This is a genomic window from Dactylosporangium sp. NPDC048998 (genome assembly GCF_043197855.1).
Lineage (GTDB): Bacteria > Actinomycetota > Actinomycetes > Mycobacteriales > Micromonosporaceae > Dactylosporangium.
Window position 1 is genome coordinate 77,300 of the sequence record NZ_JBICTV010000009.1, and the last position, 18,963, is coordinate 96,262.

An 18,963-nucleotide genomic window follows, 5' to 3' on the forward strand; every position below is an offset into this window, starting at 1 on the left:
TCCGGCGACATGGCGCCCGGCCGTCAGGCGGCGGCGCCGGCGAGCGCGGGCGCCATGGCGCGGGTGCACAGCTCGCGCGCCCACTGGATGCGGTCGAGGGCGATTTCGGGGCGGTCGCCGAACACCTCGGCGGCGCGGGCGTAGCACTCGTCGGCCCCGAGCTGCTCGAGGGTGCGGCCGACGGTCTCGCGGATGGTGGCGTCGTCCAGGTCGCGCGACTTGGAGGCGTCGGAGACGAACAGTGCCATGCACTGGACCGGGTCAACCGGGCAAGTCGTGGTCGTCATCGTGATCACCTCTTCAACGGGTGTGTGTGTGCTGAGTCCACCGTCCCTCGTACCGTTGCGCGACGACCTCGGCGCCAGCAGGATTCTCCGGCTGCGGGTTTCCGCACCCCCGTATACCTGCTGGCCTGCATGCCCGCCTCTACCCGCCTCACCCTCCGGGCGGGAGCGCGCGCGACGGCGTCGACCGGCGGCACCATGGCAGGCTGTCATCTGTGACCAGCAGACCCGACCCGCGCCTGCGCGACCTCGCCCTGCTGCGCCGCGTCCGCGACCGGATCGACCGTGACTACGCGCAGCCCCTGGACGTCGAGGCGCTGGCGCGCGGCGTCCACCTCTCGGCCGGACACCTGAGCCGGGAGTTCCGTGCCGCCTACGGCGAGTCGCCCAGCAACGTAGCGCCGACAATCGCTCCGGCCGGGTGAGTCTGCCGGGACCCTGCGGATATTGGTTGGTACGGAACGGCAGAGGACGCCGGCGTGACGACCATCGCGCATGATCCTGGGAGGTCGGCCCCGATGTTGACGACCGCGACAACCGACCTGGACACGTTGTCCATCAACACGATCCGTGGCCTGTGCATGGATGCGGTCCAGCGGGCCCAGTCCGGCCATCCGGGCACCCCGATGGGGATCGCGCCGGTCGCGTACACCCTGTGGCAGCGGTTCCTGCGGTTCGACCCGGCCGATCCGATCTGGCCCAACCGGGACCGGTTCGTGCTGTCCGAGGGCCACGCCTCGGCGCTGCTGTGGTCGCTGCTGCACCTGAGCGGGGTCCGCGCGGTCGACCCGGACTACGAGATTCTCGGCCGCCCCTCGGTCACCCTCGAAGACCTGAAGACGTTCCGCCAGCTCGACTCGCGCTGTCCCGGCCACCCCGAGTACCGCTGGACCAGCGGGGTCGAGACCACCACCGGGCCGCTCGGCCAGGGCGTCGCGACCTCGGTGGGGATGGCCATCGCCGGCCAATGGCTCGCGGCCCGGTACAACCGGGCCGGCTTTGCCCTGTTCGACTTCGACGTGTACGCGATCGCCGGGGACGGCGACATGATGGAGGGCGTCTCCGCGGAGGCCGCCTCGCTCGCCGGTCACCAGCGATTGTCCAACCTGTGCTGGATCTACGACTCGAACCGCACCACCATCGAGGGTCACACCGACATCACGTTCACCGAGGACCTGGCCGAGCGCTTCCTGGCGTACGGCTGGAACGTGACGACCGTCGCGGACGCCAACGACCTCAACGCCGTGGAGCGGGCACTGCACACCTTCCGAGCCGAGCAGGAGCGGCCCACGCTGGTCGTCGTGCACAGCCACATCGGGTACGGCTCCCCGGTGGAGGACACCGCGCAGGCACACGGCGAGCCGCTCGGCCCGGAGGCCGTACGGACGACGAAACGATTCCTCGGCATGCCCCAGGACGTCGACTTCTACATCCCGGACGAGGTCCGCGACTGCTTCGCCCAGGGCATCGGTGCCCGGGGCGGCGCGGCCCGCACGGCCTGGCGGTCGAGCTTCGAGACGTACCGGGCGCGGTATCCGGAGCTGGCCGACGAGATCGAGCGGATGCAGCGACGGGAACTTCCGGACGGATGGCAGGATGCGCTGCCCACCTTCCCGGCCGATGCGAAGGGCCTTGCCACCCGCGACTCCTCCGGTCAGGTGCTCAACGAGCTCGCGCAGGCGGTGCCGTGGCTGCTGGGCGGATCGGCCGACCTCGCCCCGTCCACCAAGACGCGCCTCGTGTTCCCCGGCGCCGGCGACTTCCAGGCCGACGACCGGCTCGGACGCAACTTCCACCTCGGCGTTCGCGAGCACGCGGCGGCGGCGATCGCCAACGGGATGGCGCTGACCAAGCTCCGGCCGTACTGGTCGGGCTTCCTGATCTTCTCCGACTACGCCCGTCCGGCGATCCGGCTGTCGGCCTTGATGGAGATCCCGACGCTGCACATCTTCAGCCACGACTCGATCGGGGTCGGCGAGGACGGACCGACCCATCAGCCCGTCGAGCAGCTCGCGTCGCTGCGGGCCATGCCGGGGCTGCTGGTGTTCCGGCCGGCCGACGCGAACGAAGTGGTCGAGACGTGGCGGGTCGTCGCCGGGCTGCGGCGCGAGCCCGCGGCGCTCGTCCTGTCCCGGCAGCCGCTGCCCACCCTGGACCGCAGCCGGCTGGCCGCCGCGGCCGGGGTCGCGATGGGCGGGTACGTGCTGGCCGACCCGCCGTCCGGCGAGCCGGACGTGATCCTGCTGGCCACCGGCTCGGAGGTGGCACTCGCGCTCTCGGCGCGGGAGGACCTCGCCGGCGACGGCATCGCGGCCCGCGTGGTGAGCATGCCGTGCTGGGAGCTGTTCGACCGGCAACCACGCCGGTACCGCGATCAGGTGCTGCCCCCGTCCGTGCGGGCCCGGGTCGCGATCGAGCAGGCATCCACGCTCGGCTGGGAACGGTACGTGGGGGACTCCGGCGCGATCATCGGCATGCACACGTTCGGCGCCTCCGCGCCCCTCAAGCAGCTGCTGACGAAGTTCGGCTTCACGCCCGAACGGGTGTCGCAGGCGGCCCGGGAACAGGTGGCCGCTCGTTAGGCGGGCCTCGAAACGGGTAAGCAGTAAGTTATGGACGGCGCCGGCTACCTGCCGATCGCCGAGCATGGACTGATTGGCGACCTGCGCACCGTGGCCCTGGTGGGCACCGACGGCACCATTGACTGGTACTGCTGTCCTTGCTTCGACGCCCCGAGCGTGTTCGCCTCGATCCTCGACGCCGACCGGGGCGGGTCGTTCGAGCTGGCCGCCGACGCGCCGGCGCGGACCAAGCAGTTCTACTTCCCCGACACCAACGTGCTGATCACCCGGTTCTTCACCGAGGACGGCGTGGGCGAGGTCCAGGACTTCATGCCGATCACCGGTGGTTCCGGCGAGGAGGGCCGCCACCGGCTGATCCGGCGCGTCCTGTGCGTGCGCGGCGCGATCCCGTTCCGGGCACGGGTGGCACCCCGGTTCGACTACGCCAGGCAGCCGCACACCGTCCGGTGGCACGCCGGGCAGATTCGCTTCGAGTCCGCCGACCTGGCGCTCGCGCTGACCGCCACGGTGCCGGTCGAACACGACGCACTGGACGCGACGGCGACGTTCAAGCTCCTGGAGGGCGAGTCCGCGGTGTTCGCGCTCGACCGGGTCGGCGACGACGTCGAGCCCCGCGGGTGCCCGCACGCCGAGGCCGAGCAGGAGTTCACCGCCACGGTGGCGTTCTGGCGGCGGTGGCTGTCCGCCTCCCGCTACCGCGGCCGGTGGCGCGAGACCGTGCACCGCTCCGCACTGACCCTCAAGCTGCTCACGTACGCACCGACCGGCGCGATCGTGGCCGCGCCGACGACCAGCCTGCCCGAGCGGATCGGCGGCGAGCGCAACTGGGACTACCGGTACGTGTGGATCCGCGATGCCGCCTTCTGCGCCTACGCGCTGCTGCGACTGGGCTTCACCGGCGAGGCCGAGGCCTTCATGACGTTCCTGGCCGATCGCATCACCCGGCAGGGCGACAGTCCGTCCGGGCCGCTGCAGATCATGTACGGCATCGACGGCCGCACCGACCTGCCCGAACTCGAACTGGACCACCTGGCCGGATACCAGGGCTCGGCCCCGGTGCGCATCGGCAACGCCGCCGCCGACCAGCTCCAGCTCGACATCTACGGTGCGCTCATCGACTCGGTCTACCTCTACGACAAGTGGGGACAGCCCATCTCCAGCGACCTCTGGGATGCGGTCTCCGCCGTGGTGGACTGGGTCTGCGACCACTGGGACCAGCCGGACGAGGGCATCTGGGAGACCCGCGGCGGGCGCAGGAACTTCCTGTACTCGAGGCTGATGTGCTGGGTGGCGATCGAACGCGCCATGCGGATGGCCAACCACCGCGGCCTGCCCGCGAACATCCCGCACTGGGCGCGGGCCCGAGACGCGATCTATCGGCACATCATGCGACGCGGCTGGTCCATCACCCGGCAGGCGTTCGTCCAGCAGGAGGACAACGACGTCCTCGACGCCGCCGTCCTGATGATGCCCCTGAGCAAGTTCATCGCGCCCACCGACCCGAAATGGCTCGCCACCCTCGACGCGCTCGCCGCCGAGCTGGTGTCCGACTCGCTGGTGTACCGCTACGACCCCACCGCCAGCCCGGACGGTCTCCGCGGGGAGGAGGGCACCTTCTCGATCTGCTCGTTCTGGTATGTCGAGGCTCTCACCCGGGCCGGGCGGCTCGACGAGGCGCGGCTGGCCTTCGAGAAGATGCTGACCTACGCCAACCACCTCGGCCTGTACGCCGAGCAGATCGGCCGCACCGGTGAGCAACAGGGCAACTTCCCGCAGGCCTTCACGCACTTCGCGCTGATCAGCGCCGCGTTCAATCTTGACCGGGCTCTCGGTTGACCTGCTCGACGCCCGGGCTTTCGGATCGGCCCGTCCCGTGTGCCCGGGCCGCTTGGGCCACCGCCTCGACGCCGGTGGTCAGGGCGCGCCGCCATGGCGGTACCCCATCGATCTCGATCTGCAGCGAGAAGCTCAGGAACGTCCTGATCAGGACGATCAGCCCGAGAACGGACACGCTCTGCAGCGTCGGCGAGATCGCCACGGTGCGGATCAGGTCGGCCGCGACCAGGATCTCCAGGCCCAGCAACAGCACGCCGCCGAACGTCTCGCGCAGTGCCAGATACCCACGGCGGCCGCCCGCGGCGCGCCAGATCCGGGCAGCGAGGACGACCGACCACACCAGGCCGAACAACAGGACAAAGACGCCGAACGCCTCGAAGCCCTGAGCCGCGTGTTCCATCACGTCCGTGAAAGCCATTGCGGCAACCAGACTAGTACCGGGAAGCCGCGTTGCGGCGGCTTACACGGCTGCCGGGACCGCCATCGCGCGGGTGCACAGCTCGCGCGCCCACTGGATCCGGTCGAGCGCCGTCTCGGGACGGTCGCCGAACACTTCCGCGGCGCGGGCGTAGCACTCGTCCGGCCCGAGCAGTTCGAGCGTGCGGTCGACGGTCTCGCGGATCGCGGCGTTGTCGAGGTCGCGGGCCGTGGAGGCGTCGGAGACGAACAGTGCCATGCACTGGACCGGGTCAACGGTGCGGGTCGTCATGTGGATCACCTGCCTGTTCCAACGGGGGGCGTGGGCGTTGAGTCCACGTTCGCTCGTACCGGTGCGCGACCACCTCGGCGCCAGCGGGATTCTCCGGCTGCGGGTTTCCGCACCACGGGATACCTGCTGGCCGTGATGCCCACCTCAACACGCGTCACCCGGCGCGTCGCGGCCCGCGATCACCCGGCGTCTCACCCCGCGTCGCCTGGCCGCAGGAGTAACTTCGGATGTGGGCCTACGAGACGTGCGGGAGAGCCCAACTGGATGACAGTTGAGCTGAGAGGCTGAACGACCGAGAGGCTGAACGGCGATCCCCACTACCTGATCCGGGCAATGCCGGCGAAGGGAAACCGCCTCGTAGGTCTTTTGTTGTGCCCTAATGCTGTGTCCTCATGCGGAGGGCGGATCGCCGAAGCCGAGCCAGGTGATCCGGTGGCCGGCGGTGTCGTGGAGGACTTGCAGGCGCAGGCGAGATACGCCGTACACGGTGTCCCACAGCGACATCACGCTGACTCGGCGCGGTCCGTCGTCCTCGACCTCGACCACACTGATCAGGTCGGGCGGAATGCGCTGCGGCGGCATGAGCAACGGCACCGGATACGCGTCGACGACGGCACGGAGCCGATCGGAGGGCCAGCCCCCACCGCTGGTGCGTTCTTCGAGCGTCCGGTACCAGCCGCGGACAAGGTCTTGGACGATTGCCGCGAGTTCGAAGCGAACCGACTGCGGCAGGTCGGCCGCGGCTGGCGGGCCCCACGGGATGGGGCGCAACGCATTCGGCGGCAGCGCATCATGCATGCCGTCGTGGATCTCGGGGTTGCCGCTGAGCTCGCGCAGCGGCCCGTTGAGGTGGTTGTCCAGCGCGGCGAGCACCTGCATGATGCCCAGCATCATCGCCTTCGTCGTCTGCGAACCCTGACGGTTCCAGGCATTGAGCTGGAAGATCAGGAATTCCCGCAGCTTCAACGGGTCGAAGAACAGCTCATCGGACTCGGGGCCCACCACGCCACTGGAACGCTGAATCCACTGCTCCAGCGCCCGCACCTGCGTGCAGAACACCTGCGCGGTGCTCATGCCGGGCTCCCAGAACGAGACCCTGTCGACGTACCCGATCATGCCCATGCGCGAAACGATGCCAGATCCCGGTCGGCCGCTCGCACGACCCAGCGAGCCTTGACTCCCGGATACGGCTCGGGGTCCAGCAGCCAGGGGCGGCCCGGGGTCGGTCCCTGATGCCCTGAGACCGTTCCGGCGGCGATGCTGAATGCATCAATCAGATGTGGTACCTCGAAAAGGAGTTCCAAAATGGAGACCGTCTACGGCTCGATGCGCCAGCACGGCTTGGTCCGCCCGACGCAGGGCCGGGTCTTCGGCGGCGTGGTCGCCGGGCTGGGGCAGCGGTTCGGCATCGACCCGTGGCCGGCGCGGCTGCTGTTCGTGTTGATCCTGTTGGCCATCCCGGGCAGCCAAATCCTGATCTACCCGATCCTGTGGATCCTCATGCCGGCCGAGACGTCGGCAGCGCCGGTCGCGCCGCTGACGCCGACCACTACCCACACCAACGCCGTGTAGCCGGATGCCACGGAAATCGGGGGCGTGCACCCGTAGCGAATCCATCGATACGCTGTCCCGAGATTGAAGGGTGTGACGACGGGAGGGCGCGGTGCGGCGCAGTCAGGTCGGGGCACTGCTCGCTGTGACGTCCGCGCTGTTCTCGGTCCTGCTCGCGGTGGCTGTGAACGTGGCCACCGGCGGCACTCTGCCCGATCCATTCGCGGGGGTGTCGTGGCTCGCGTGGCCAACGGTCGGCCTGCTCGGTGTTGTCGGGGTGGCCCTCGCAGTGTGGCAGCAGCGCCTGACGGCTGTACCACCCCAGGGTACGGCGCCCGAGGTGGCGCAGCTGACGGGAACGGCGCCAGAGCCGCACCCAGCGGCGGCCGGGCTTGCGGCGCCGGCCGAACTGCCCGCCGCGCGGCCGCTGTTCGGAAGGGAGCGTGAGGTGGCCGAGATCGGGCGGCTCCTTCAGCAGGAGGCTCCCGTCATTCTCCTGGCGGCCGCGCCCGGTAGTGGCAAAACCTCGCTCGCGTTGCGGGTGGCACAGGACGTGCGGAGCCGGTTTCCCGGTGGGCAACTGTTCGCCGCCCTGCTCGGGGCGTCCGCGGAACCGGTGGCGGCCGAGGCGGTTCTCGCCCGGTTCCTCGGGGCGTTGGGGGTGCCCGAGGACGAGCGCCGCGGTGGCACGGCCGCGCTCGCGGCCCGATTCCGTTCCGCCGTTGCCGACCGGGCCGTGCTCGTCGTTCTGGACGATGCCCGTGACGCAGCTCAGGTCATGCCGCTGCTGCCAGGCGGAACGCGTTGCGCCACCATTGTCACCAGCCGGCGGCAGCTCGCGTCGGTGCCCGGCGGGCGGCCCGTCGCCATCGGTGCGCTCGATGACGACGCGGCGCTGGCGCTGCTGGCCGAGACCGCGGGGGATGAGCGCATCGACAGCGACCCAGAAGGGGCCAAGGCGCTCGTCGCCGTCGGCGGAGGGCTGCCCCTCGCCGTGCGGATCATCGGCGGGCGGCTGCGGGCTCGCGCTCAGTGGACGCCGTCGGCGCTCGCGGAACGTCTCAAAGACGATCGGCGCAGGCTCGACGAGCTGCGGCAGGGGGATCTCGCGGTACGAGTCACGTTTCAGGCAGCGTACGCCGAGCTGTCCGAAGTGGACAGGATGGTGTTCCGCCGGGCCGGATCGCATCCGGGTCAGGTGTTCGGGCTCGGCGCGGCGTCCGCGCGGGCAGGGCTGGACCGAGGCGTGGTGGCGGAGTCATTGGAGCGGCTCGTCGACGCATTCCTTGTGGAGTCGCCCAGTCCGGAGCGGTACCACCTCCACGATCTCCTGCGGTTGTTCGCGGAAGAGAACCTCGATCCAGCCGAGACCCGGGAAACGTTACGGCGGCTGCTGCTGTGGCTGACAGAGGCAGGCGAGCTCGAAGACATCCCTGCGGTACTGCATGAGGGTGCGCAGTGTCCGCGAGAAGTGCTGGCGTTGGTCGACGCGAAGGCGGGCCGGCTCGCGGACCCGTTCGACCGGCTCGCGGCCTGGCAGGCGGCGGCCGAGGCGGCCCGGACGACCGGCGAGGACATGCGGCGGGCGCGTGCGCTGCGCTGGGTGTCGCACTCGTGGACGTTCGTCGGTGAGGTCCAGCGGGCTCTGCCGGCGGCGGAGGAGGGGCTCGCTCTCGCCGAGGCGGCGGGCGACACGTGGGAGATCGCACAGACCGGGCGACGGTACGGGGAGGCGCTGCGGGACCTGCATCGCTTTGCCGAGTCGGAGACCGCCCTGCTGCGCGTCCTCGACCTGTTCGTCACCCTGGGCGAGGTCGACGAGGAGGTGGAGGTCCGCACGGCGCTCGGCACCCTGTACAACGTCCTGCGCGAGCCCGAGCTCAGTCTCCCGATGCTCGAACGGGCGCACGAGCTGATTCGAGAGAGCGGCAGGAACGGCGACAGTGGGGAGCGTGGCTGGGTCCTGCTGGGTCTGGGACTGGGACACAAGTTCGCCGGACACCGGGCGGACGCGGAAGTATTCATCGAGGAGGCATTCGGGCTCGCCACCAGGATCGGCGACGATTATCTGTTGGGCTACTGCTATCAGGAGCGCGGTTGGCTCGCCGACGACGACGGTCGCTTCGATGACGCCGAGCATGAGTTCGACGAGATGCTGCGAATCTTCCGCGGTCTCCGGATCGGTTCCGGCGCCGCATCAGCCCTGGTCGCACTCGGCGTTGTCGGTGGCCGGCTGGGCGCACACGAGCGGGCGCTCGACCGGCTCGGGGAGGGCATCTCGGCGTACCGCCGCCTCGGCGATGCCTACCGTGAGGGTGAGGCCCGCGTCCAGCGCGCCCGGATCCTGGACCGTCTGGGGCGGCGCGTCGAAGCGGTCGAAGACCGCGCGCAGGCAGACACACTCGGATACCAGAGGACAGGGGTCGCCGGCGTCCACCGCGGTGACCGGAGATCCGCATAGTCGCTGCTGCGCGTCGGCCCGCCGGAGTCCGATGTCGGAAACTGCGCCGTAGCAGCGCATCCAGGCTGCTATCGCCGCGCGCGGGCCAGGCATTGTGGCCGCAACCGAGGGTGCACAGGAGGCCAGGAAGCTCACGGGAGAGGGCGACACGACCAGGTAGGGCATCAGCCATCGACGGAAGACCGTTGCGGGTGGTAATCGGTCGCTCCGACGACGGAGCGGTCCAGTCCGGCCTCACGCTGCCACCGTGACGTCCCGGTGCCCCGCCCATGGCGAAGTCCGCAACCGGGCAGTGCGAACCTGTTCAACACCCGTTACATGGGTGCCCTTCGGCGTACGGCGCCGTCCGCAGCTGTCCGGGTGGGAGCCGGCGACTCCTTATCCTCCCTGGGCGGTGCACGCCATGATGGGCGGGTCTGACGGAGGGGGTATGGTCGGTCCGGGTGGGAGTTTGTCGCCGGCGATTGGCGACGGACGGGTTCCCACCACCATCAGGAGGAACGTGTGGCCCGCGGTACCGTCAAGTGGTTCAATTCCGAAAAGGGCTTCGGCTTCATCCAGCAGGATGACGGAGGAGCGGACGTCTTCGTCCACTACTCGGCCATCGCCAGCGGTGGATACCGTGAGCTCGCGGAAGGCCAGAAGGTTGAATACGAGGTGACCCAGGGGCAGAAGGGTCCGCAGGCGGAGAACGTCCGCGGCGTCTGACCGGCCCCCGGCAGGAACCCACAGCGAAGATTGAGCGCCCGCACAGTCTCTGTGCGGGCGCTCAGTCCGTCTCCGTCGTGACCAACAGACCAGTGCGCATCGATGATGCCATCGACCGTGTCCCCGACCGGTCGGCCATTCACTCGCTCTGCGAGGTGTCCGGCCGCGTCCCCCTGTCTGTCAGCGGGATTCGTCGCGGCTGACAACACTTCGCACGGGACGGCGTGTCATCGATCGACGTCGTAGGCCCGATCGCCGCGGCCATCGCGATGAACTGATCCGCGCGATCAATCCAAGCGCCGCGACGCCGACCAGGCCGCGCAGCTCAACCGGGCCCTCGATCTGCTCAACTTCCACGTCGCCGGGATCTCCGCCGACGCGAGCTCGGCCGGGTCCGATTACCGCAAGGCCGCCCAGCGGCTGCCGGCCGTCCGCATCGCGCGAACGCTTCACCGGCCGCGCCATCCACACCGATGCCTGGCAGGAACAGCTCCGCACCCTCATCGACTGAGAACGCATCGACGGATATTCATCGCACCTTCACCTTTCGCGGCGGACACGCCACCGTGGCGCGCGCGATCATGCAGGTCCAACCTTGCTCGGCCGGTGTCGGGACAGGTACCGGCGGGGCGTCTTTCGGGGGAAGGGACCCTTCATGACCGCAAGACCCATGCGTGGGCGAACGCTCCTGGCGGGGAGCCTCGCGGCGTTCACCGCCGCGGCCGGGCTCGTCGCCGGCGTGACCGGGCCGGCCGCTGCCGATCCGAGCACGGGGCTCGCCGGCGTAGGATCGGCCACCACGCAGTACGTGATGGACGCGATCGCCACCAGCATCGGCCTCGGCTACGTCGGCTCCTGGGACGCGGTGGACCCGGCGACCGGTGCCGTGCTGGGTGTGATCCAGCCGAAGCCCGGGTGCACGATGACCCGGCCGAACAGCTCCGCCACTGGCATCGCCGCACTACGCAAGTCCATCAACCCCAACACCACCGCGCCGCAGCTCTCGGACCCGCCCGAGGCCGGGTGCGTGGACTTCGCCCGCAGCGGGCTGCCACCGTCCGCAGCGGACGTTTCGGCGAACGGGGGGCTGATCTACATGCCGTTCGGGCTGGACGGCATCGCGGTGGCGACCGGTCCGAGCACCGCCGTCACCGGGACCGACCCGGCTGTCGCCACGGCCATCGTCAACGCCGACCAGTTCACCGTCGCGAACCTGCGGACGCTGTACCGCACGTGCGGCTCGGTCACGGTCGGCGGAGTGACCTACACGCCCGACGGCACCGTGACCGATGCGACGCACCAGCCCGTGCACCTGTACCTGCCCGGCGCGGGCACCGACACGGCCCTGTTCTGGGCCCAGACCTTCGCGTTCAACGCCAGTTCGCCGCCCTCCTGCATCCACCGGCAGATCGTCGGCACCTCGACGAATGTCGACGAGGGCGACGGCGCCGTGCTCGCGGCCGACCCCACCGCGCTGTGCCCGTTCCCGATCGCGGAGTGGATCTCGCAGAACAGGGGGCACCACGACAAGCGGCACAACGCGGTGCTGCGCGCGATGGTGGACAGCAACGGCGTCAGCCAGCCGGCGCGGCTGGGCAGCGGTGTGCTGAACGCCCAGTTCCCGGTGCGGCACGAGGTCTACAACGTCGTGTCGTACAACCAGCTCGCCGGCCCCGACAAGAACGCGCTCGTAGCCTCGGTGTTCGGTGCCTCGTCGGGGGTCTGCAGCAACTCCGCGCAGATCCTCAGCTACGGCTTCGGCCTGCTCGCCAGCGCACCCCTGGGGCACACCTGCGGCCAGATCGCGAGCGACCTGCGGGCGCTCGACCCGTCCTTCAACCCCGTGTAACGGATCCGGCGGGTCCCCGGCCCGGCGCCGGGGACCCGCCGAGAACACCGATGAACGTGAACGCGAGACCAACATCGATGCACGTTTCTCGGATTGGTCATCGGGGCGACACGATCCGTGGCAGGCTTCGGGATCTATCGATGGATCACCGGGGGAGGACATCGTGCGCGCTTCGCGTCGCATCCTGCGTCCGAACGTGCTGCGGCGGCTGGCCGTCGCGGGCGTGATACTGCTGCTGGCTCCGCTGGCCTACGCCGGGGACACCCCCGCCGGGTTGCCGCGCCGGACGCCCGTGACGTTGCTGTCGTCCGACACGCTCGCCCGTCCGGCGACCCAGTCGCCGCAGGGCAGCTTCTCGCCGGCCGGGTCGCGCGAGCGGCCGAAGCCGGTCCAGGAGATCGTCAGCGAGCGGACGGCGTCGACCTCCACCTGGCGCAACTCGGATGGCTCGCGCTCGGTGCACCAGTACCTGGCGCCGAAGTACTACCAGACCTCATCGGGCGGGTGGGAGCCCATCGACTCCAGTCTGTCACCGGTGCCCGGCGAGCCCGGCTCGTGGCAGTCGGGTGCGAACGACTGGCGGGTCGTGTTCGGTCCGGCCGGATCGCCGGCCGGGGCAGAGCGCTTCACCATCGGTACCCACGAGTTCGCCGTCACGCCGCAGCAGGTCAAGGATCCCGGCCAGGTACCGTCGGTTGTCCGCGACACCGCCACGTACCACGGCATCTGGCCGCAGACCGACCTCACCGAACACGTCTCCTCGACGGGCGTGGAAGAGGATCTGGTGCTCAGCGGCCCGAACGCGCCCGCCAGCTTCTCGTTCGTGCTCTCCGGGGCAACCGCGGCGCCGGACGGCAAGGGCGGGCTGAACCTGATGTCCGGCGGCGACCAGGTCGGCAACCTGCCGGCGCCGATCGTCACCGCCTCGAGCACGCTGGCCAAGTCGCACAACCCCAACCACCCGGACGCCGTGTCGCCGGACCAGACGGCGGCGTCGAAGGTCCGGATGACTGCGAGCGGCAACGTGGTGCGGCTGTCGGTGTCGCCGCAGTGGCTGGCCTCCCTGCCGGCGTCGGCGTTCCCGGTCGTCGTGGACCCGACCTTCCGCGTCTCGCACAAGACCGCCAGTGTGATCGCGAGCGTCAGCAACACCGGCATCACCCAGCAGGGTGTGATGAAGAACGGCGTGGACTCCACCGGGACCGTGTGGCGCAGCGCGGCGTACGTGGCCGCCCCCACGAAGCCGGCGCTGGCGCCCGGCGCGCCGCCATGGCAGCTCGTCGACGCGTCCTTCAACGCCGACTGCATCGGTTTCTGCAACCTCACCGCCATGGCGGTCTACGGCGAGTCGAACGCCGCGAACGACGTACCGTCGTTCGCGGCGATCCCGACCGGCCAGCCGCTCGTGGTCAACCCGCCGGCCGGCGGTTGGTCGTTCATCTACACCGACGTCACGTCGTACATGGCCAACCGGAACTACGGCTGGTTCGGTGTGGTCACCAACGAGGCGGGCATCGGCCGGGGTACCATGGTCAACTTCAACCCGAGCGAGGTCTACTGCAACTTCATGTACCTCGCGGAGCCGCCGCCAACCAGCATCACCTCGCCGACCAGCGGCAGCACCATCGCGACCGCCACGCCCACGCTGGTCGCGGCGCCCGTCACCGGCGAGACCGGCGGCGCGGCATACAACTTCACCATCGCCACGACGCCGATCCAGAACGGCACCGGCGTCGTCGCCGACTCCGGCTGGCTGACGTGGGACCAGACCTCGTGGACGGTACCGCCGGGCACCCTGCACGACGGCGTGACCTACTACGCGACGGTCCGGGTCGCGATCTCCCAGCAGTTCGACAAGACGCAGCCGTCGTATGTGCCGCCCGCGGCTCCACTGCCCGCGGTCAAGTTCCAGGTGAAGAAGCGGCTCGGCGGCGGCGGACCGTCGCCGACCGACACCGTGGGAGCCGCGCCCGGTTCCACCAGCACGCCGAGCCAGGGTTCGCCGTCGCCGGGCATGCCGCCGGCCAGCGAGACCGTGGACATGGTCACCGGCAACCTCGCGGTGTCCGTGACCACCCACTCCCTGCAGACACTGTCCGGACCGGCGGGGATCAGCCTGGCGTACAACTCCGCGGAGTCGTCGGTCTCGACCGGCTCCAACTACGGCCTGCTGACCCAGTACTTCATCGACGCCGATGGCAGTCACACGTTCCCGACCACCCCCGTCGGTCAGCGCGTCGAACCCGGCGTCAACCAGACGTGGAGCGGTGGGCAGCGGCCGGTGGGCGGCATCGGGCCCTACGACTCGTTCCTGGCGCGCTGGACCGGCCAGGTATCACTGCCGCCCGGTACCTGGCAACTCGGCGGTCTCGGCACCGGCGGGCTGCGCGTCTACCTCGACGGTTCCAGTACCCCCATATACGACAACTGGTCGGGTAACGCCCCGACCAACAAGGCCTCGTTCGGCACCGCCACGGTGGCGGGCGGAACCCAGCACAGCATCCGGGTCGACGCGTGGGACGAGGACGCGTACTTCACAAACACGATCCAGCTGTGGGCGAAGAACACCGCGGAGAGCGACCCCGGCAAGCAGGCCGTCCTGCCGTCGTCGAGCTGGTTCACGCCGCAGCCCGCCGGGCTGCCGCCGGGCTGGTCGCTGTCCGCCAGCCCGATGAGCGTGGGCTGGACCCGCGCCGACGACCAGGGCAACCAGGTGGTGCTGCAGAGCGCGACCGGTGACACCGCCACGTTCACGCTCAACCCGCAGGGCTACTACGTCGCACCGCCCGGCGATCAGGACTACCTGAGCGTCAACGGCGCCGGCCGCCTGCAACTGTCCACATCGGACAACTACCTCTACACGTTCAACGCGGACGGCAGCCTCGCCACACTGACCACGATCAGGGACGACCGGCACCCGGCCGCGTTGCAGTACAGCTACCGCGGCAGCCCGGTCGTGCTGCGCACGATCACCGACCCGGTGTCCGGCCGGGCCATCAACCTGTACTACGGCGGCGACAGCAACTGCCCCGCCGCCAACCATGCGCCGACCGGATACCTCTGCACGATCGCCTACTGGGACGCCACCTCCACCGCGTTCGGCTACAACACCAACGGGCAGATCGCGTCCGTGACCAACCCCGGCAACAACGTCATGCTGTTCGGCTACGACAGCGACAACCGGCTGGCCGACATCCGCGACGCGCTCGCCACCGACTACGTCACCAGCGGCAACCCGGCCGGTACCCCGGTCGCCTGCCCGTCGGGCACGACCGGCATCAACGTGCCTCCCGTGGACACGCAGATCTGTTACAGCGGATCGAAGGTGGCCCGGATCATCCAGCCGGCGCCGACCGTCGGTGCGCCGCGGCCGACGCGCATCTACAGCTACCAGGCCACGACGACCAACGTGTCGATCGCTGGGTTCGGCCCGGGCAGCGGGTACGCCAGCCAGCTGGTCCACGACGACAAGGGCCGCGTCACCAAGAAGGTCGACTCCATGGGCCGCCCGTCGAGCGCAGTGTGGGACAACCTCGACCGGCCGATCGCCACGGTGGACGTGGCCGGCGAGCAGACCAGCAGCGTCTACGACGCCGGGGGCAACCTGACCGACACGTACGGGCCGGCGCCGCTGGCATGTTTCAGCGGCGGCTGGCCGAGCGGTGTCACACCCAACAGCCCGATCACGGGGTACCTTCCCGTCGCCAACCCGCAGAGCACGCTCAACTGCCAGGTGCCCGTGATCCCGCACACCCATCGCGGGTACGACGAGAACATCAGCGGCCTCGCGCAGACCTTCTGGTCCAACGGGGAGTTCGCCGGGCCGGCCGCGTCGCACGGCACCGGCTCGGGCGGCACCCGGGTGACGCCGTTCTGCACCACGGTGAACGGCATGTGCGGCGTCTGGCCCGCCGGTTCCCCGCCGGTCGGCTCGGACGCCTCGGGCACCTTCAGCCTGCGCATGACCGGGACGATCAACTTCCCCACCTCCGGCATGGTGTATCTGTGGATGTGGTCCACCCAACCGGCGCGCGCCTACATCGACGACCTCCAGGTCATGAACGACACCCCGGAGGGCGGGCTGTGGCTGCCCGGCCAGCCGAACGCGGCCAGCAACGGCGGGCAGAGCTTCAGCGCCGGCGTGCACCGCTTCCGGCTGGACTTCACCGGGTCGGCGACCCAGCTCAACGAGTACGAGCTGCGCTGGTCGACCAGTTCGGACTACGCGACCGCGGCCGAGATGCCGTCGTCGATGTTCTCGCCCAGCTACGGCCTGCAGACCAGTGTCACCGATCCCGACGGGCACACGACGGCCACCAGCTACTCGGCCACGAACCTAGGCCCGGAGTACGGCCTGCCGACGTCGACCACCGTCGGCGCCGGAACCGGTGACGCCCTCACCACCGTGACCGCCTACGAGACGCCGAGCACGACGACGTTCCTGCGCAAGACGTCCCGCACGCTGCCGGCCGGCAACTCCACCACCTACAGCTACTACAGCGGCACCGGCGGCCCGCTCGCCGCGGTCTGCGGGGTCGCCGCCAACACGCCGCAGGGCGGGCAGTTGCAGAGCCAGATCGACCCCGCCCCGACGGCCGGCGCCGCCGCGCGGCAACAGCAGTTCGTGTATGACGCCACCGGTCGGCCGGTGGGTCGGCGGGTCGGTCCGTCGACGAGCATCAGCAGCGTGCCCTGGGAATGCACCAGCTACGACACCCGAGGCCGGCTGGCCAGCCAGAGCTGGCCCGCGTTCAACGGCGCGCCCGCGCGCACCGTCACCTACGGGTACTCCGTCGGCGGCAACCCGTTGGTGGCCAACGTCTCCGACGGCACCAGGACCGTCACGTCGACGAGCGACCTGATCGGCCGGATGGTCAGCTACACGGACTCCTACGGGCAGACCAGCACGGTCACCTACAACCAGTCGGGGCAGACCACCGCGACCACCGGGCCGGGCGGCTCGATCAGCACCGCATACGACCCCAACAGCGGTGCCGTCAACACCGTCACCGTCAACGGCACCCTCATGGCGACGAACCACTACGACCTCGCTACGGGGCGGCTGACCAGCGTCACCTACGCCAACGGCACGACGGCGACCGTCGGGTACGACGGCCTTGGCGCACAGAACAGCCTGGTCTTCACCAACACCAGCTCGGGGGCCCTCGTCGGCGGCAGCCAGGCGACCCGCTCGGCCGCGCAACGGATCACCAGCGAGCTCCAGGACATCAACGGCACCAGCCTCACCAACCCCAACCCGGCCGGGCCTACCGCCACCGACTACACCTACGACGGCGCCGGTCGCCTGGTCACCGCCTACCTGCCCGGCGCCCAGGCGACGTACAGCTACGCCAACAACGTCGCCGGCGACAACTGCGCCGCGCTCGGCCAGGGGGCGAACACCAACCGCACCAACGTCACCGTCACCCCGACCAACGGCACCGCGGCCAGCACCCACTACTGCTACAACAACGCGGACCAGCTGGTCTCGTCGATCGCCAACGGCGTTACGAACACCCAGTACGGCTACGACGGTCACGGCAACCAGACCAACGACCACGGCACCACCATCGGCTGGGACGCCGCCGACCGCATGACCTCGACGACCGCCTCCGGCGCCACGACAAGCTACGGCTACGACCCGCTCGACCGGGTCATCAGCCACGTGAGCAGCAGCGGCACCACCCGCTACGCCTACAGCGGCTACAGCGACGCCCCGGTGGCCACCCTCGACGCCAGCAACAACCTCCAGCAGCGCCTGGTCACCCTGCCGGGCGGCGTGCTGCTCACCGTCCAGGGCGGCGGAAACCTGTGGTCGTACCCCGACCTGCGCGGCAACTACACGGTTCTGACCGACAACTCCGGCACCCGGATCAACACCCCCACCAGCTACAACCCCTGGGGCCAGACCGCCTCCGGCAGCCAGCCGCCGAACAACGTCGGCGGCGGCAACACGATGGGCCCGTTCGGCACCAGCGGCAAGCTCACCGACACCGTCACCAACATCACGATCCTCGGTGCCCGCGCGTTCCAGGCGGCCGAGGGCCGGTTCCTCAGCCCCGACCCGGTGGACGGTGGCTGCGCCAACCTCTACACGTACTCCTTCGGCGACCCGCTCAACACCACCGATCTCAACGGCCAGCAGGCCTGTGGCAGCAGCTCCGTCCCGGACTACAAGGCCGGCTGCGGAGCCGGATTCGTGGGCGTCACGTGCACGGTGGCGATCTCCCCGACCGAAGCCGGCCACCTCGTCAACGTCCTCGCCTCGCTGGGCGGCGTCCTCGGGGCCGCAGTGGTCAGCGGCCTCATCTGCGGCGCCATCGGCATGATCGGTACTGCCGTGGTGGGCTTCCTCCTCGGCCTCACCTGCGGCGTGGGGTTCGTCTTCGGTCAGTTCGAGCTGCAGAGCTGGCTGCAGACAGCCGCCAACGATAAACGCCAAGCCGTCGTGACCATCGGCAGCAGCTGGATCGGCACCCCGATCGTCAACTTCACCTACGGCCCGCCACCCATCAAGTGCCCGACGTAGGCAGACGATGCAACAGCCGCTGACCAGGGCCCTGCCCTTGGTCAGCGGCTGTCACGCTGTTGTCTCGGGACGCTATCCAGATTCGCGGACCCATTCGATGACCAGCTTCGCCACGTTGTCAGGCAGTTCCAGCAGCGCGACCTCGAGAGCAGGTTCTCGCGCACCGCCGATGGGACGTTCACGGTCACCGTCGCCTGCTGAAGCGGGCCAGCCGCCGCCGGATCGGCCAGAGCGACGACGACGGGGATCACCACGGTCTTGCCGTTGCTGCCTTCTTTCTCCGTCGGCACGCCGACCGCCGTGATCGTGCCCTTCGTCGACCGGCCTGAGGGGAGGCCGATGGTGACTTTGCCGCCGACATCGCGAGCGTGAGCCGCCATCGCGACTGCCGTGTTGACATGCTGCCTCCCGGGTAGGGTCACGTTCGTGGGGGTCATGCGCCCGGTCCGACGCG

Annotated in this window: 12 protein-coding genes, 1 pseudogene and 1 riboswitch; of the genes and pseudogenes, 8 read left to right on the forward strand and 5 right to left on the reverse strand. The window is 69.9% G+C overall.

The genetic code is table 11. The features are described 5' to 3' along the window. Positions 1–23: 23 nt before the first annotated feature. Positions 24–287: a hypothetical protein gene (locus tag ACGFI8_RS22095; RefSeq protein WP_392807473.1), complete on the reverse strand. Its 264-nt coding sequence runs from the start codon at positions 285–287 to the stop codon at positions 24–26. A gap of 212 nt (positions 288–499) precedes the next feature. Between ACGFI8_RS22095 and ACGFI8_RS22100 the strand changes: the two are divergent. From ACGFI8_RS22100 to ACGFI8_RS22110, 3 genes and pseudogenes are all read left to right on the forward strand, one after another. Next, positions 500–673 (forward strand): annotated as a pseudogene (locus ACGFI8_RS22100) (helix-turn-helix transcriptional regulator); the annotation flags it as partial. Between the two features lie 129 nt (positions 674–802). Next, on the forward strand, positions 803–2,866 hold the full coding sequence (tkt, locus tag ACGFI8_RS22105) for a transketolase (protein WP_392807475.1): 2,064 nt from the start codon (positions 803–805) through the stop codon (positions 2,864–2,866). A gap of 30 nt (positions 2,867–2,896) precedes the next feature. Then, a complete protein-coding gene (locus ACGFI8_RS22110; RefSeq protein ID WP_392807477.1) occupies positions 2,897–4,702 on the forward strand; it encodes a glycoside hydrolase family 15 protein in 1,806 nt (601 codons plus the stop codon). Here ACGFI8_RS22110 and ACGFI8_RS22115 read toward each other — a convergent pair. From ACGFI8_RS22115 to ACGFI8_RS22125, 3 genes are all read right to left on the reverse strand, one after another. Then, positions 4,677–5,120: a DUF1622 domain-containing protein gene (locus ACGFI8_RS22115; protein ID WP_392807478.1), complete on the reverse strand. Its 444-nt coding sequence runs from the start codon at positions 5,118–5,120 to the stop codon at positions 4,677–4,679. The two genes, ACGFI8_RS22110 and ACGFI8_RS22115, sit on opposite strands and share 26 nt — an antisense overlap. 42 nt (positions 5,121–5,162) lie before the next feature. Next, positions 5,163–5,411, reverse strand: coding sequence for a hypothetical protein (locus ACGFI8_RS22120; protein WP_392807480.1), 249 nt, complete (start codon positions 5,409–5,411; stop codon positions 5,163–5,165). A gap of 238 nt (positions 5,412–5,649) precedes the next feature. Beyond that, positions 5,650–5,776, forward strand: a riboswitch (TPP riboswitch). 25 nt (positions 5,777–5,801) lie between these two features. Continuing rightward, on the reverse strand, positions 5,802–6,533 hold the full coding sequence (locus ACGFI8_RS22125; protein WP_392807482.1) for a DUF6086 family protein: 732 nt from the start codon (positions 6,531–6,533) through the stop codon (positions 5,802–5,804). A 183-nt stretch (positions 6,534–6,716) separates the two neighbouring features. Here ACGFI8_RS22125 and ACGFI8_RS22130 point away from each other — a divergent pair, with 183 nt between their 5' ends. The 5 genes from ACGFI8_RS22130 (at position 6,717) to ACGFI8_RS22150 (ending at position 18,509) form a co-directional block, all read left to right on the forward strand. Beyond that, positions 6,717–6,983 carry a PspC domain-containing protein gene (locus ACGFI8_RS22130; protein ID WP_392807483.1) on the forward strand — a complete coding sequence of 89 codons (267 nt, stop codon included), beginning with the start codon at positions 6,717–6,719 and terminating at the stop codon, positions 6,981–6,983. Positions 6,984–7,107: 124 nt separating this feature from the next. Next, positions 7,108–9,423 carry an NB-ARC domain-containing protein gene (locus ACGFI8_RS22135; RefSeq protein WP_392807485.1) on the forward strand — a complete coding sequence of 772 codons (2,316 nt, stop codon included), beginning with the start codon at positions 7,108–7,110 and terminating at the stop codon, positions 9,421–9,423. A gap of 504 nt (positions 9,424–9,927) precedes the next feature. After that, complete coding sequence (locus ACGFI8_RS22140; RefSeq protein WP_360572441.1) at positions 9,928–10,131, forward strand: cold-shock protein; 204 nt, start codon at positions 9,928–9,930, stop codon at positions 10,129–10,131. 655 nt (positions 10,132–10,786) lie between these two features. Next, on the forward strand, positions 10,787–11,980 hold the full coding sequence (locus tag ACGFI8_RS22145) for a hypothetical protein (protein ID WP_392807487.1): 1,194 nt from the start codon (positions 10,787–10,789) through the stop codon (positions 11,978–11,980). Positions 11,981–12,143: 163 nt separating this feature from the next. After that, entirely contained in the window at positions 12,144–18,509 is a 6,366-nt protein-coding gene (locus ACGFI8_RS22150) for an RHS repeat-associated core domain-containing protein (protein WP_392807489.1), read from the forward strand. A gap of 41 nt (positions 18,510–18,550) precedes the next feature. Here ACGFI8_RS22150 and ACGFI8_RS22155 read toward each other — a convergent pair whose 3' ends face one another. Then, the gene (locus tag ACGFI8_RS22155; protein ID WP_392807490.1) at positions 18,551–18,946 is read right to left on the reverse strand and encodes a hypothetical protein; all 396 of its coding nucleotides are present in this window, start codon (positions 18,944–18,946) and stop codon (positions 18,551–18,553) included. Positions 18,947–18,963: the final 17 nt, after the last annotated feature.

Coding starts and splice junctions, on each gene's coding strand:
- ACGFI8_RS22130 (WP_392807483.1), top strand. CDS start 6,717: ATGGAGACCGTCTACGGCTCGATGCGCCAGCACGGCTTGGTCCGCCCG.
- tkt (WP_392807475.1), top strand. CDS start 803: ATGTTGACGACCGCGACAACCGACCTGGACACGTTGTCCATCAACACG.
- ACGFI8_RS22115 (WP_392807478.1), bottom strand. CDS start 5,120: ATGGCTTTCACGGACGTGATGGAACACGCGGCTCAGGGCTTCGAGGCG.
- ACGFI8_RS22095 (WP_392807473.1), bottom strand. CDS start 287: ATGACGACCACGACTTGCCCGGTTGACCCGGTCCAGTGCATGGCACTG.
- ACGFI8_RS22125 (WP_392807482.1), bottom strand. CDS start 6,533: ATGGGCATGATCGGGTACGTCGACAGGGTCTCGTTCTGGGAGCCCGGC.
- ACGFI8_RS22155 (WP_392807490.1), bottom strand. CDS start 18,946: ATGACCCCCACGAACGTGACCCTACCCGGGAGGCAGCATGTCAACACG.
- ACGFI8_RS22110 (WP_392807477.1), top strand. CDS start 2,897: ATGGACGGCGCCGGCTACCTGCCGATCGCCGAGCATGGACTGATTGGC.
- ACGFI8_RS22120 (WP_392807480.1), bottom strand. CDS start 5,411: ATGACGACCCGCACCGTTGACCCGGTCCAGTGCATGGCACTGTTCGTC.
- ACGFI8_RS22145 (WP_392807487.1), top strand. CDS start 10,787: ATGACCGCAAGACCCATGCGTGGGCGAACGCTCCTGGCGGGGAGCCTC.